The organism is Pseudomonas sp. F220 (assembly GCF_057813935.1).
This window is the reverse complement of sequence record NZ_JBVASJ010000001.1, coordinates 227,959-242,478: the sequence shown is the minus strand read 5'-3', so window position 1 is coordinate 242,478 and position 14,520 is coordinate 227,959. Positions and strand designations below refer to the sequence as shown.

General features: G+C 58.3%; 9 protein-coding genes. 5 read left to right on the top strand and 4 right to left on the bottom strand.

Features of this window, described 5'->3' with window-relative positions; translation table 11 throughout:
• The 4 genes from ACZYSM_RS01060 (at nt 1) to ACZYSM_RS01045 (ending at nt 2,847) form a co-directional block, all read left to right on the top strand.
• Entirely contained in the window at nt 1–360 is a 360-nt protein-coding gene (locus tag ACZYSM_RS01060) for a hypothetical protein (RefSeq protein WP_489067996.1), read from the top strand.
• Between the two features lie 93 nt (nt 361–453).
• A complete protein-coding gene (locus ACZYSM_RS01055) occupies nt 454–831 on the top strand; it encodes a hypothetical protein (RefSeq protein ID WP_489067995.1) in 378 nt (125 codons plus the stop codon).
• A gap of 563 nt (nt 832–1,394) precedes the next feature.
• Nucleotides 1,395–1,601, top strand: coding sequence for a hypothetical protein (locus ACZYSM_RS01050; RefSeq protein ID WP_489068293.1), 207 nt, complete (start codon nt 1,395–1,397; stop codon nt 1,599–1,601).
• 409 nt (nt 1,602–2,010) lie between these two features.
• Nucleotides 2,011–2,847, top strand: coding sequence for a 23S rRNA (adenine(2030)-N(6))-methyltransferase RlmJ (locus ACZYSM_RS01045; protein ID WP_419117104.1), 837 nt, complete (start codon nt 2,011–2,013; stop codon nt 2,845–2,847).
• Between the two features lie 83 nt (nt 2,848–2,930).
• On the opposite strand, the gene msrA is transcribed toward ACZYSM_RS01045, so the two are convergent.
• The 4 genes from msrA to aceE form a co-directional block, all read right to left on the bottom strand.
• Nucleotides 2,931–3,578 (bottom strand): peptide-methionine (S)-S-oxide reductase MsrA, encoded by a 648-nt coding sequence (msrA, locus tag ACZYSM_RS01040; RefSeq protein ID WP_489067993.1) that lies wholly within the window; start codon nt 3,576–3,578, stop codon nt 2,931–2,933.
• 74 nt (nt 3,579–3,652) lie between these two features.
• The gene (locus ACZYSM_RS01035; protein ID WP_489067991.1) at nt 3,653–6,346 is read right to left on the bottom strand and encodes a sensor domain-containing phosphodiesterase; all 2,694 of its coding nucleotides are present in this window, start codon (nt 6,344–6,346) and stop codon (nt 3,653–3,655) included.
• Between the two features lie 465 nt (nt 6,347–6,811).
• Nucleotides 6,812–8,455 (bottom strand): dihydrolipoyllysine-residue acetyltransferase, encoded by a 1,644-nt coding sequence (gene aceF / locus ACZYSM_RS01030; protein WP_489067989.1) that lies wholly within the window; start codon nt 8,453–8,455, stop codon nt 6,812–6,814.
• Between the two features lie 11 nt (nt 8,456–8,466).
• Nucleotides 8,467–11,112, bottom strand: coding sequence for a pyruvate dehydrogenase (acetyl-transferring), homodimeric type (aceE, locus tag ACZYSM_RS01025; protein WP_489067987.1), 2,646 nt, complete (start codon nt 11,110–11,112; stop codon nt 8,467–8,469).
• A gap of 382 nt (nt 11,113–11,494) precedes the next feature.
• Between aceE and glnE the strand changes: the two genes are divergently transcribed.
• Nucleotides 11,495–14,434 (top strand): bifunctional [glutamate--ammonia ligase]-adenylyl-L-tyrosine phosphorylase/[glutamate--ammonia-ligase] adenylyltransferase, encoded by a 2,940-nt coding sequence (gene glnE, locus ACZYSM_RS01020; protein WP_489067985.1) that lies wholly within the window; start codon nt 11,495–11,497, stop codon nt 14,432–14,434.
• The last annotated feature ends 86 nt before the right edge of the window (nt 14,435–14,520 follow it).

Here is a 14,520-nt window from a genome sequence, read left to right as displayed (position 1 = left end):
ATGAAATTCGCACCTGACTTGTCTATTTTGCGCGGCCTGCTTTTTGTATTTGACATTGATTATACCGATAATGAAGAAAGGGAGGCAATCATTGTTTCCAAAAATGTAAATGAAGAAGAAGAGTTGGCGGAGTTGTTTGATATTTTAATAAGGCCAGATTTTTTGTCTTATTCAAATGATGCTCGCGAGTGGTATATCAGTACGCTGGAACACTTTTTAGCTAAAGGTGATAGTTTCGACTATATCTTCACAAGAATGACTGCATACTTCGACGAAGATGTTAAGGATCAGCGTAAATTTATGCAGGTGTTGCTTGAATGTCTGAAGCGTTATCAGTCCGAAGCACTGCAAGAGCAATAAGCAGCAGGGTATTTTGCGTAACTAACGAATTGATACGGCGGATTTACGACTGCTATGTGCTTGATGAGGGTGTAGGAAAGGGAGAGGTACGGAATGCGTAGTAGTGATAAGCATGGACCAGAGGTGGCTGATGCCGCACTAAAGCAGCGTGCAATAGATGGCGCTCTTCCGACAACAGGTAAAAAATGGGCAGTTAACTGCAGTTCTCAGTTTTCAAGTTGGAGGGCGCAGCTTCATGCATTGAATGAGGCCACGACCCGAGAATCTCGAAATATGCCTCGCTTTACGGGTGAAGATAAAAAAGGAAATTTGGTTGTGCGGATGGAGATGCCAGGTGCAGGTAGAGGTTATATGCCGAATAAGGAGAGTTTTCAGAATCCAGTATTTAATGGTGGTATGAAGGGCGTTGAAGTTAAATTTGACTACGAGTACCTAGTTCCGATAGCAGCATATCCAATAGGTGAGTTGTGATGCTAAAACATCCGTTTCTGAACGCCCCCTATACGCCAGGGTTAGGCCATTTTTTAGGTGGGTTTGATATATATGATCGTGAGGAAAGTCTCGGGGAGGAGTTGTGTAAGTACGACCCGAACTGCCCGGGCGATAGGGCTGTCCTGATATGCCGATACGTGATTCATCGGTATAGAAATTTAAGCTATCGACACAAATTCGTCCTCTTGAGTGTGTTGGTTAATGCTCTTGAGGATGAAGAATATGACTTTTCAGATGTATTGGCACATGACCCTGAGTCGCATTCATCTCTTCCCCCAGGCTGGGATGAGATGAAAAATCCTAGGGCGTTTTTTGAAGATATATGCATATTGGCGACTGAGGATTGGGTTGAAGAGCTTTACAAGGCGAGTCAAGAAGCCCCTTCTACTTGGTAGCGACTTGGTCCGTTTTCAGAGCGTTTGCATGCCAGTTGTTCAAATTGAGTCAGACAGAATGGGATAGCACATTTACGAGCGCTGCGCGCTCGATCGCGGGCCAGCCTCGCTCCTACATTAGATTGCGCTCTCTTGTGGGAGCCGGGCTTGCCCGCGAAGGCGTTCTGTCAGACGACGATATTTCTGGGCGAAGTCGTCGGAGATTTCCCGCAGGTTGTGGCGGTTAGCGTGAACTGGCGGAGCTTTGCTCTCATCGTTAATCGTTGGGCGGTCACTCAGGTGATGGAGAACCTGGCCATGCGCGAGGAAATTTATACTGATGCGGTGATCCTGCACGACTTTGCGCGGCTGTGAGCCATTCCGTTGCGTGATGGGTGTGATTTGCTGGATGTGATCGGGCGACGGTTGCAGAAGCAGGTGCCGTAAGCGGGCGGAGATCCAAAGATCAAAAGATCGCAGGCTTCGCCAGCTCCTACGGTGACCGCGCAAGGCTTGCGATCAATAGGGTCAGCTTCGATTGGAATGCGTTCTTGTAGCAGTTGCCGAAGGCTACGTTCGGCTCGGGCCGCGTTCGGACGGAGCAGTCGTAAATACGGACAACTCGGTCTCGGATTGAGATTGAGTTCTCTGGATGACGACCGCTGCGCGGTCGGACGCAGGCTTCGCCAGCTGCTAGGGGTAAGTGTCGTCTGCCCGCTTGGCTGTGAACCCCTGACGTCCCGCGCCGTACAAGGTAAACTTCGCCTCCTGCGCAGGAGCAACCATGAACTATCGCCACGCCTTCCACGCCGGCAACCACGCCGACGTCTTCAAACACCTGACCTTGACCCGCCTCATCGCCTTGATGTCGCGCAAGGAGCAGCCGTTTGCCTATCTCGATACTCACGCCGGCATTGGTCTGTATGACCTCAAGGGTGATGAGGCCAGTCGCACCGGCGAGTATCTGGAAGGTATCGCCCGGTTGTGGGGTGAGCCGGATCTGCCGTTGCTGACGGCTGATTACATGCAGGTGCTGCATGAGATGAACCCGGATGGCGAGTTGCGCTATTACCCGGGTTCGCCGGAGCTGGCGCGGCGGTTGACTCGTTCTCAGGATCGGGTCTTGCTCAACGAGAAGCACCCGGAAGACGGGCGTTTGCTCAAGGACAACATGAAGGGTGATCGCCGCGTCGCGGTGCACCTCGGTGAAGGCTGGCACGTGCCGCGGGCATTGCTGCCGGTGGCGGAGAAGCGGGCGTTGATGTTGATCGATCCGCCGTTTGAGCAGCTCGATGAGATGCAGCGCTGTGCGGCGTCGTTGAAAGAGGCGATTGGCCGGATGCGTCAGACGGTGGCGGCGATCTGGTACCCGGTGAAGGATCAACGGATGTTGCGGCGCTTCTACCAGGACCTGGCTGGCACTGGCGCGCCGAAGCTGTTGCGGGTGGAGTTGTTGGTGCATCCGCTGGATACACCCAATAGCCTGAATGGTTCGGGGCTGGCGATTGCCAATCCGCCGTGGGGCCTGGAGGAGGAATTGCGTGAGCTGCTGCCGTGGTTGTCCAAGAAGCTTGGGCAGACCCAGGGTGGGTGGCAGATGGATTGGTTGATCGCCGAATAGGGCGAGCCAACAAGCAAGATCAAAAGATCGCAGCCTTCGGCAGCTCCTACAGGGGCGCGCCGGGGCTGCGATTTTTTATGCCTTTAAATCGGGCAAGTCACGCCCGTACCGCCAATCCCGCAATACCCTTCAGGGTTCTTGGCCAGGTACTGCTGGTGATAAGCCTCGGCGAAGAAGAACGTTGGCGCTTCTTCGATTTCGGTGGTGATGGTGCCTTTGCCAGCCTTGGTCAGTTCGGCCTGGAACACTTGCTCGCTGTGCTTGGCGGCGGCCAACTGAGTCGGGTTGGTGGCGTAGATCACCGAGCGGTACTGGGTACCGATGTCGTTGCCCTGGCGCATGCCCTGGGTCGGGTTGTGCAGTTCCCAGAACATCTTCAGCAGCTCTTCGTAGCTGACTTTTGCCGGCTCGTAGACCACCAGTACCACTTCGCTGTGGCCGGTCAGGCCGGAGCAGACTTCTTCATACGTCGGGTTCGGCGTAAAACCGCCGGCGTAACCCACCGCCGTACTGACCACGCCTTTGCGCTGCCAGAACTTGCGCTCAGCGCCCCAGAAGCAGCCCAGGCCGAAGATCGCGAAATCCACGTCGGTGACGAACGGGCCCAGCAGCGGGGCGTCGTGGACGAAGTGTTTTTCCGGCACGGTCATCGGGGTTTCGCGGCCAGGCAGAGCTTGTTCTTTGGTTGGAAGCACGTTTTTGTTCACCAGAATTTCCGAGCGCAAGACCATGATCAGTCCTCTCAGTCAGATTGAGTTAACGGTAAGGAGTCAGACTGACAGTTTGCCCGAGTGTTACAGCGCTGTCAGGCGATTGGGCCACGCGGGTAGCGTTTGAGCTTTTCGATCAGCTCGGAACCGGGGATCGGCCGGTCGAACAGGTAGCCCTGGCCGACGTCGCACCGGTGGCGGCGCAGGAACGCCAACTGCTCGGCGGTCTCGATGCCCTCGGCGACCACTTTGAGTTTCAGGTTGTGGGCCATGGCGATCACCGCAGAGGTGATTTCCATGTCGTCCTGGTTGTCCGGGATTTCATGAATGAAGCTGCGATCGATCTTGATGATGTCGATCGGGAATTTCTTCAGGTAACTCAGGGACGAATAACCAGTGCCGAAGTCGTCCATGGCCAGGGTCAGGCCCAGGCGTTTCAGTTGGTCGAGCTGCAAGTGAGTGTCTTCGGTGGCTTCCAGCAGCAGACCTTCGGTCAGTTCCAGCTCCAGCAAGGAGGAGGGCAACTGTTCTTCCTTGAGGATGCCGGCGATGGACGCCACCAGGTCCGGGTCGGAAAACTGTTTGGGTGACAGGTTGATCGCCACTTGCAGATTACCCAGGCCGGCGGCGCTCAGTTGCTTGCTCATGCGGCAGGCCTGCCGGGCGATCCATTTACCGATGGGGATGATCAGCCCGGTCTCTTCGGCGACGCTGATGAACTGGTCCGGGCGGATCATGCCTTTTTCCGGATGGTTCCAGCGCAGCAAGGCTTCCATCCCCAGCAGGCGACCGCTGCGCAGGCAAAGCTTGGGCTGATAGAACACGTCCAGCTCGTTCTGGGTCAGGGCGCGGCGCAGGTTGTTTTCGACGAACAGTTTGTAGCTGGCTTCGGCGTTCAGCGCTTCGGTGAACACTTGAACCTGATGCTTGCCGTTGGCTTTGGCCTTGTGCAACGCGAGCCCGGCATTGCGCATCAGGGTTTGCGGGTCGCGGCCATGCAGCGGTGCGCAGGCCAGGCCCACGGAGCCGGTGACGCTGATCAACTGGTTATCGACGAACATTGGCTTGTCCAGTGTCATCAGTAACTGGCTGGCGATTTGCTGGCCGGTCTCAAGGTCGGTGTCTTCGAGCAGTACTGCGAATTCGTTACTGGCGAAACGCGCCAGGCTGCCGCTCGGGCTCAGGCTGTTACGCAGGCGCCGGGCCAGGCTGATCAGCAGTTTGTCGCCGGTCTGGTGGCCGAGGCTGTCATTGATCCGCTTGAAGTTGTCGATGTCCACCAGCAGCAGGCTGATTGGGCTGTCGCTGTCACGGGCGAATCGTTCGTCGAGATTGCGGATGAACGCCGGGCGGTTACCCAGGTTGGTCAGGTTATCGGTGTAGGCCAGACGCTCGATGCGCTGCTGGGCGAGTTTGGTCTGGGTGATGTCTTCGTAGATGCCGATGTAATGGGTCAGCTCTCGATTGTCGCCGTAGACTTTGGAGATCGACAGCTGACCCCAGTAGGGTTCGAGATTTTTACGTCGGCTCTTGAACTCGCCCTGCCAGCTGTTGCTCTTGGCCAGGCTCGACGGTGCGTCGAACAGCAATTCGCTGAGGTTTTCCAGCGCCGGCAGTTCCGACAGCTTGTGGCCGTGGACTTCTTCGGTGCTGTATTGGGTGATCGCGGTAAAACTCGGGTTGACGTACTCCACAACGCCTTCGCAATTGACCAGCAGAAAGGCGTTGGCGCTTTGCTCGACCGCGCGCTGGAACAGGTGCAGGGCGCTGGTGGCGGTGCGTCGGTTGTGGTTGTTGATGACTTGGGCGAACTGATCGGCTAACTCGCCGGCGAAGGCAATCTCATCCGACTGCCAGGCGCGGGTCGCACCGATCTGCTCCAGACACAGCACGCCGACCACCTGGCCGTCGACGCGGATACTGGCGTCGAGCATGGCGTTGACGTCGCGCGATTTCAGGCTCTCGGCCATTTCCCGGGTGCGTGGATCGTGTATCGCGTTGTGGGCGTCGATCGCCCGGCTGGTGTGCAGGGCTTCCAGATAGTCGGGGAAACCGCTCGCGTCGATGACGTCGGGCATCCGGTATTCCCGGGAGCTGCGGTGGTATTCGGAAATCGGCACGAGCTGCTGGTCTACGAGATTCCAGAGGCTTGCGCAGTCGATCTCATAGATGTCGCAGGCGCTGCGGGTGATCAGTTCGGCGGCTTCTTGCAGGGAATTGTTGGTGCTGTAGCGCTGACGGGCCAGGAGCAGAATCAAGTCCTGCTGGGCACGAACCCGCTCAAGGTGCTGGAGTTGTTCCTGCTGCGCTCGCTGGTTGAGTTCCAGGGCGATCTGCAGGCGGTTGTTCTGGGTCTCCAGATCCAGCGCTGGCTGCTGCGGATCGTCGTTGAACAGGCCGTCGACCACCAGCAGGTAGCCGCGTAGCAGATGCCGATTGTGTTGTTTGTAGGCTTCGCCCAGTTCGAGCAGGCTCAAAGTCCCCAGGACGGTGTGCAGCGTGTAGCGGATCAGGTAATGCGGGCTTGTGGTCAACTGTTGCTGAATCGCGTCATGCAGTTGATGGCGCGCTTCAGGCTCCATCAGGCTGGCATAGGGCGAGTCCACCAGTGCGCAGAGTTCGACGGCAGCTATACCAAATTGACGCTCGCAATTGGGATCAAGAAACAACAGCGCCCAGCTCGCCTCATTCAGCCGTTCGAAACGCAGCATGCCGAGCCGCGAGGGCACAGGCAACTGCGTCACTACCTCGGCCGCCATACGGCTGACGGCATCGGGTTGGCTTTTCATGGGGGAAACTCGCTTCGAAAATGCTGATCGCGCCGGGCTCGCGCCCTCTTTACTGTTGTCTGCGGCAAGGTTGCATCATGCGGCACTGACTGACAAGTGAGGATGAAGGCTAAGTGCTATAAGAATGTATCGGCCGGCGAGGGCAGTTCTGCAACTTGGGCGATGGATGGTCTCACAGTTGAATAGGTCCCTGTAGCAGCTGCCGAGCCCGCGAGGCTGCGTTCGGCGGCGAAGCGGCCGTAATCCATGCACTGCGATCTGCTTGTTAAAGCGCGGTTGCAGGTTTTACGACTGCTTCGCCGCCGAACGCAGCCTCGCATTACTCGTCAGCTGCTACAACGAGGTGTGGTTTACCGCAACGCAGGCAAAAAAAGCCCCGCCAAATTGGCGGGGTTGAGGTACGAGCGTGGCGCTCGGAAAACATGGAGCGCGGTAGGCCCTCCCGTGAAGGAGGGCCGGCCGGTCTTACAGCAGGATGGTACGGATGTCCGCCAGCAGATCGCTCAGACGCTTGGTGAAGCGTGCAGCAGCGGCGCCGTTGATCACACGGTGATCGTAGGACAGCGACAGTGGCAGCATCAGTTTCGGCTGGAAGGCTTTGCCGTCCCAGACTGGCTGGATGGTTGCTTTGGATACACCGAGGATCGCCACTTCCGGCGCGTTGACGATCGGCGTGAAGCCGGTACCGCCAATGTGCCCGAGGCTGGAGATGGTGAAGCAAGCGCCCTGCATGTCGTCAGCCGAGAGCTTCTTGGTCCGGGCTTTTTCCGCCAGTACGGCGGCTTCGGCAGCCAGTTGCAGCAAGCTCTTCTTGTCGACGTCCTTGATAACCGGTACCAGCAGGCCATCTGGAGTGTCGACGGCGAAGCCGATGTTGACGTATTTCTTGCGGATGATCGCTTTGCCGCTTGGCGCCAGCGAACTGTTGAAGTCCGGCAGTTCCTTGAGCAGATGCGCGCAGGATTTGAGCAGCAGCGGCAGTACGGTCAGCTTGACGCCGGCCTTTTCTGCGACGGCTTTCTGAGCGATACGGAACGCTTCCAGATCGGTGATATCGGCCTGGTCGAACTGAGTCACGTGTGGAATGTTCAGCCAGCTGCGATGCAGGCTCGACGCGCCGATTTGCATCAGGCGAGTCATCGGCACTTCTTCGATTTCGCCGAAACGGCTGAAGTCGACCACCGGAACCGGAGGAATGCCCGCGCCGCCACTTACGCCGGCAGCTGGTGCTTCCTTGGCTTTGAGCATCATGGCTTTGACGTAAACCTGTACGTCTTCTTTCAGCACACGACCGTGTGGGCCACTTGGGCTCACTGCGTTCAACTCGACGCCGAACTCACGGGCCAGTTGGCGCACAGCCGGGCCGGCGTGAACCTTGGCACCGCTTGGCGCAGGCGCAGCGGCTGGAGCCTGCACGGCTTCAGCTTTTGCAGCCGGTGCCGGGGCAGCGGCGGCAACTGCAGGAGCCGCTTCAGCCTTGGCCGGCGCAGCAGCTTGCGCTGGAGCGGCAGCCGGAGCTGCGCCCACAACTTTCAGCTTGAGGATCAGGTCGCCAGTGCCGACTTCGTCGTCCAGCTTGACCACAAGGCTTTCCACCACACCGGCGGCCGGCGACGGGATTTCCATGCTGGCTTTGTCGGATTCGAGGGTGATCAAGGATTGATCAGCCTCGACGGTGTCGCCGACCTTGACCAGTACTTCGATGATCTTGGCTTTGCCCGACGAGCCGATGTCCGGAACATGGATGTCCTGAACGGTGGCAGCGGCTGGCGCGGCGGCCGGAGCCTGGGCGGCCTCGGCAGCAGGAGCGGGAGCTGCGGCAGGCTTTTCAGCCGCCACTGGAGCTGCGGCCGGAGCCTCAGGTGCCGCGGCGGCACCCTCGACTTCCAGTTCCAGCAACTCGTCGCCTTCTTTCAGGCGATCGCCGAGCTTCACTTTCAGGCTTTTGACGATCCCGGCCTTTGGCGCAGGGATCTCCATGCTTGCCTTGTCCGACTCAAGCGTCAGGATGCTCTGGTCGGCTTCGATGCGATCGCCGACCTTGACCATCAGTTCAATTACTTCACCTTCACCGCTGCCGATGTCAGGTACGCGAATGAGTTCGCTCACAGAAAATCTCCTCAGCAGTCCAGTGGGTTGCGTTTTTCCGGGTTGATACCGAACTTGGCGATGGCTTCAGCCACGACTTTAGGTTCGATATCGCCACGGTCAGCCAAGGCTTCCAGGGCTGCCAACACCACGAAATGACGGTCGACTTCGAAGAAGTGACGCAGCTTCTTACGGCTGTCACTGCGGCCGAAACCGTCGGTGCCCAGGACTTTGAATTCCTTGGACGGGACCCACTGACGAATTTGTTCAGCGAACAGCTTCATGTAGTCGGTAGAGGCGATGACCGGACCTTGACGGCCGTTCAGGCACTCTTCGACGTAGCTCAGCTTAGGCTTCTGACCTGGGTGCAGACGGTTGCTGCGCTCCACGGCAAGGCCATCGCGACGCAGTTCGTTGAAGCTGGTAACGCTCCACACGTCAGCGCCGACGTTGAACTCTTCACGCAGAATCTTCGCCGCTTCACGGACTTCACGCAGGATGGTGCCGGAGCCCATCAGTTGTACGTGGTGTGCCGCTTCGCGGGTGTCTTCCTCGAGCAGGTACATGCCCTTGATGATGCCTTCCTCGACACCGGCCGGCATGGCTGGCTGCTGGTAAGACTCGTTCATCACAGTGATGTAGTAGAAGACGTCCTGCTGCTCTTCGGTCATCTTCTTCATGCCGTCCTGAATGATCACCGCCAGCTCGTAGCCGTAGGTTGGATCAAAGGTGCGGCAGTTCGGGATGGTCGCTGCCAGCATGTGGCTGTGACCGTCTTCGTGTTGCAGGCCTTCGCCGTTGAGCGTGGTACGGCCGGCGGTGCCACCGATCAGGAAACCACGGGTGCGGCTGTCGCCAGCGGCCCAGGCGAGGTCGCCGATACGCTGGAAGCCGAACATCGAGTAGAAGATGTAGAACGGCAGCATTGGCTGGTTGTGGCTGGAGTACGAAGTACCGGCAGCGATGAAGGAGCTCATGGCGCCTGCTTCGTTGATGCCTTCTTCGAGGATCTGGCCCTTCTTGTCTTCTTTGTAGAACATCACCTGGTCTTTATCGACTGGCTCGTAGAGCTGGCCAACGGACGAGTAGATGCCCAACTGACGGAACATGCCTTCCATACCGAAGGTACGGGCTTCGTCGGGGATGATCGGGACGATGCGCGGACCGATGTCCTTGTCCTTGACCAGCTGCGAAATAATCCGCACGAAGGCCATGGTGGTGGAGATTTCGCGGTCGCCGGAACCATCCAGGATAGCCTTGAGGGTTTCCAGTGGCGGGGTCGGAAGGCTGAAGCTCTTGGCGCGACGCTGAGGGACGAAGCCGCCCAGTGCGGTGCGACGCTCGCTCAGGTAACGGGCTTCGGCGCTGCCTTCTTCCGGTTTGAAGAACGGTAGGTTTTCCAGCTCGCTGTCTTTGACCGGAATGTCGAAACGATCGCGGAATAGCTTCAGGCTCTCGACATCGACCTTCTTGGTGTTGTGCGCGGTGTTCTTCGCTTCGCCGGCACCGGTGCCATAACCCTTGATGGTCTTGGCCAGGATGACGGTCGGTTGTTCTTTGTGGTTGACCGCTTCGTGATACGCCGCGTAAACCTTGTACGGGTCGTGGCCACCACGGTTGAGCTTCCAGATCTCGTCGTCGGACAGATCAGCAACCATCGCCTTGAGTTCTGGCGAGTTGAAGAACTGTTCACGCACGAACGCGCCGTCTTTGGCTTTGTAGTTCTGGTACTCGCCGTCGATGACTTCGTCCATGCGACGTTGCAGGATACCGTCGACGTCTTTGGCCAGCAGTGGGTCCCAGAAACGGCCCCAGATGACTTTTGTCACGTTCCACTGCGCACCGCGGAACACGCCTTCGAGTTCCTGGATGATCTTGCCGTTGCCGCGAACCGGGCCATCGAGGCGCTGCAGGTTGCAGTTGATAACGAAGATCAGGTTGTCCAGCTTTTCGCGGCCAGCCAACGAGATGGCGCCCAAGGATTCCGGCTCATCACACTCGCCGTCGCCCAGGAAACACCAGACTTTTTGCTTGCCTTCAGGGATGAAACCACGGGCTTCCAGGTACTTCATGAAGCGCGCCTGGTAGATCGCCTGGATCGGACCCAGACCCATGGATACGGTCGGGAACTGCCAGAAGTCCGGCATCAGCCAAGGGTGCGGGTAGGACGACAAGCCCTTGCCATCGACTTCCTGGCGGAAGTTGTTCATTTGCTCTTCGGTGATGCGACCTTCCATGAACGCACGGGCGTAAACGCCTGGCGAGGTGTGGCCCTGGAAGTAGATCAGGTCGCCGCCATGTTCGTCGGTCGGGGCCTGGAAGAAGTAGTTGAAGCCGATGTCATACAGGGTTGCGCTGGAGGCGAAGCTGGAGATGTGACCGCCCAGGTCAGAATCTTTCAAATTCGTGCGCATGACCATGGCCATCGCGTTCCAGCGTACCAACGAGCGAATGCGGCGTTCCATGAACAGGTCGCCAGGCATGCGTGCTTCGTGGGTAACAGGGATCGTGTTGCGGTACGGCGTGGTGATGGCGTAGGGCAGTTGCGAGCCGCTGCGGGTCGCGAGTTCGCCCATACGGGTCATCAGATAGTGAGCACGGTCTTCGCCTTCTTTGTCGAGAACCGATTCCAGGGCGTCCAGCCATTCCTGGGTTTCGACGGGATCGAGGTCTTGCATGGCTTGCTCCAGGGCGGAAAGGCTTCCAGAATCGGTTGCCTGAGTTTGCGACTGGCCTTGTGGGCAGACGATATAAATTCTTGGATTGCCAGAGGTTGTTCCGGCGGCGTGTAGTTTTACTACAAATCGTCGGCCATTTCAGCCTTTCGAATGTATATACCAGTAGTAAAACTACAGAATAGCGACCAATAAGCGCCTTCTGGTTGGTGAGAATAATCGCTATTGTTGGTCTTTATCGAACAGCAAAAGGTAGAAGGTTGATGTTGACTGCCAAGAAAATTGTTTTTCCAGCTATTTCTAACCTTTGTTCGACAGTCCTTTGTGTAGCGTGTTTCGTGCATTCACTACACCCCGCCTCTCATACGCCGATCAAGGATAGACCATGAGCCTGCCAACGCTGGCCGAACTGCCGGCCATTCTTCTGCCATTGGTCAATCGCGCCGAGCAGTCGCTGCGTACTGCTGTTGCCGCACTGGACGACGATCATGGTTTGTCCACATGGTCACTTGAGCGCTGGGCGGCATTCGCCCGCGTCACCGCGGCCAGCGACTTCGTCATTGAACAGAGCGTCCGCGACCCGTTGATGTTGCTCGAACTGGTGCAGTCCGGCGAACTGGACCGCAACTTTGCCCCTGGCGAGTTGTGTGGCCAGATCGCTGCCGCCGTGCAACTGGCAGAGAGCGACGATGAGCTCGGGCGTGCCCTGCGTCGCCAGCGCGCCCGGCACCAGGTGCGGATCATCTGGCGCGACCTGAACCGCCAGGCGGATCTGGTACAGACCTGCCGCGATCTGTCGGACATGGCAGACGCCAGTATCGACCAGGCCTATCAATGGTTGTATTCGCGCCATTGCCAGCAATTCGGCACGCCGACTGGCCGGCGCAGTGGCGAGCCGCAGCAGATGGTCATCCTCGGTATGGGCAAGCTAGGCGCCGTGGAACTCAATCTTTCTTCTGACATTGATTTGATCTTCGCTTACCCCGAAGGCGGCGAGACCGTCGGCGTGAAACGTTCGCTGGATAATCAGGAGTTCTTCATTCGTCTTGGTCAGCGGCTGATCAAGGCGCTGGACCCGATGACCGTCGACGGCTTTGTGTTCCGTGTCGACATGCGCCTGCGTCCATATGGTTCATCTGGCGCTTTGGTGTTGAGCTTCAACGCGCTGGAGCAGTACTACCAGGACCAGGGCCGCGACTGGGAACGTTACGCGATGATCAAGGCGCGGGTGGTGGCCGGGGATCAGGTCGCCGGTGCGCAATTGCTCGATATGCTACGACCGTTCGTTTATCGGCGTTATCTGGATTTTTCCGCGATCGAAGCGCTGCGTACCATGAAGCAGCTGATCCAGCAGGAAGTCCGGCGCAAAGGCATGGCCGAGAACATCAAGCTCGGTTCCGGCGGGATCCGCGAAGTCGAGTTTATCGCCCAGGCGTTCCAGTTGATTCACGGTGGCCGCGACCTGAGCTTGCAGCAGCGTCCGCTATTAAAAGTATTGAGTACTCTGGAAGGGCAAGGTTACTTGCCGCCCGCAGTGATCAGCGAGTTGCGTGAAGGTTATGAGTTCTTACGGTACACCGAGCACGCGATTCAGGCGATTGCCGACCGGCAGACGCAAATGCTCCCGGACGGTGAGCGGGATCAGGCGCGAATCGCCTTCATGCTCGGCTTTGCCAACTGGACGGCGTTCCATGAACAACTTATGTATTGGCGTGGACGGGTGGATTGGCACTTCCGTCAGGTGATCGCTGACCCTGATGAAGAAGAGGGCGACGCAGGCGAAGTGGTGGTCGGCGGTGAGTGGCTACCCTTGTGGGAAGAGGCTCAGGACGAAGATGTCGCTTGCCGACAATTGGAGGAAGGCGGCTTCGTCGACGGGCCGAAAGCGTTGAAAACGCTGGCCGGTCTGCGCGGTAGCCCGCAATTGCGTGCCATGCAGCGCCTCGGCCGTGAGCGGCTCGATGCATTTATTCCGCGCTTGCTGGCGCAGGCCGTGGAACATGCCAATCCGGATCTGGTGCTGGAGCGGGTGCTGCCACTCGTCGAAGCAGTGGCGCGGCGATCTGCCTATCTGGTGCTGCTCACGGAAAACCCGGGAGCCTTGCGCCGACTGCTGACCTTGTGCGCGGCCAGTCCGTGGATCGCTGAACAAATCACCCGCTTCCCGCTGTTGCTCGACGAATTGCTCAACGAAGGTCGTTTGTTCAAACCGCCGTTGGCGCCGGAACTGGCCGCCGAGCTGCGCGAACGGCTGACGCGAATCCCCGAGGATGACCTCGAACAGCAGATGGAAGCCTTGCGTCACTTCAAACTGGCCCACCGCCTGCGGGTAGCTGCGTCGGAAATCGCCGGCAGCTTGCCGCTGATGAAAGTCAGCGATTACCTGACCTGGCTGGCCGAAGCCATTCTCGAACAAGTGCTGGCACTGGCCTGGCGTCAGACGGTGAGCAAATACGGTTCGCCGCAGCGCGCGGATGGCACCTTGTGCGATCCGGGCTTCATCATTGTCGGTTACGGGAAAGTGGGTGGCCTGGAGCTCGGACATGGTTCCGACCTGGATCTGGTGTTTATCCACGACGGCGACCCGCAAGCGGAAACCGATGGCGCCAAACCCATCGATGGTGCGCAGTTCTTCACCCGACTGGGCCAGCGGATCATCCATTTGCTGACCACCCAGACCAACTCGGGTCAGTTGTATGAGGTGGATATGCGCCTGCGACCGTCCGGCGCTTCGGGGCTGCTGGTCAGTTCGCTCGGCGCTTTCGAGCGTTATCAGCAGAATGAAGCCTGGACCTGGGAGCATCAGGCGTTGGTGCGGGCGCGGGTGTTGGTCGGTTGCAAACAGGTTGGGGCGGCGTTCGAGAAAGTCCGGGCGCAGGTGCTGGGGCGTGAGCGTGATCTGCCCAAGTTGCGACTGGAAGTCAGCGAGATGCGCGCCAAGATGCGCGACAACCTTGGGAGTAAAGCGACGGCTGCCGGAACCGCGGCAAACGCCTTCGAGGCCACGGCGCCGTTCGATCTCAAGCAGGACGCCGGAGGTATCGTCGATATTGAATTTATGGTGCAATACGCGGCCTTGGCGTGGTCCGAAGAGCACCCGTTGCTGCTGCGCTATACCGACAATATCCGCATTCTTGAAGGGTTGGAGGAGGTCGGGCTGATGCCTGCCACCGATGCCAGCCTGTTACGCGAAGCCTATAAGGCCTACCGTGCGGCCGCTCACCGTCAGGCTTTGCAGAACGAGGCCGGGGTGATTGGCGGTGATCAATTCGAGGCCGAAAGGCGAGAAGTGCTGCGGATTTGGGCCGAACTGGGGTTGAGCTAGCACTGAGTAAAGCGATAGAACGTATCCGGCGGGCCGCTGATGGCTCGTCCTGTTTGCCCGGTGGCTACGGCTTTCGGGCAGGATTG

What these genes read in the sequence shown, in the direction of transcription:
- msrA (WP_489067993.1), bottom strand. Translation starts at nt 3,578, where the DNA reads ATGGTCTTGCGCTCGGAAATTCTGGTGAACAAAAACGTGCTTCCAACC.
- ACZYSM_RS01055 (WP_489067995.1), top strand. Translation starts at nt 454, where the DNA reads ATGCGTAGTAGTGATAAGCATGGACCAGAGGTGGCTGATGCCGCACTA.
- ACZYSM_RS01060 (WP_489067996.1), top strand. Translation starts at nt 1, where the DNA reads ATGAAATTCGCACCTGACTTGTCTATTTTGCGCGGCCTGCTTTTTGTA.
- ACZYSM_RS01045 (WP_419117104.1), top strand. Translation starts at nt 2,011, where the DNA reads ATGAACTATCGCCACGCCTTCCACGCCGGCAACCACGCCGACGTCTTC.
- ACZYSM_RS01035 (WP_489067991.1), bottom strand. Translation starts at nt 6,346, where the DNA reads ATGAAAAGCCAACCCGATGCCGTCAGCCGTATGGCGGCCGAGGTAGTG.
- aceE (WP_489067987.1), bottom strand. Translation starts at nt 11,112, where the DNA reads ATGCAAGACCTCGATCCCGTCGAAACCCAGGAATGGCTGGACGCCCTG.
- glnE (WP_489067985.1), top strand. Translation starts at nt 11,495, where the DNA reads ATGAGCCTGCCAACGCTGGCCGAACTGCCGGCCATTCTTCTGCCATTG.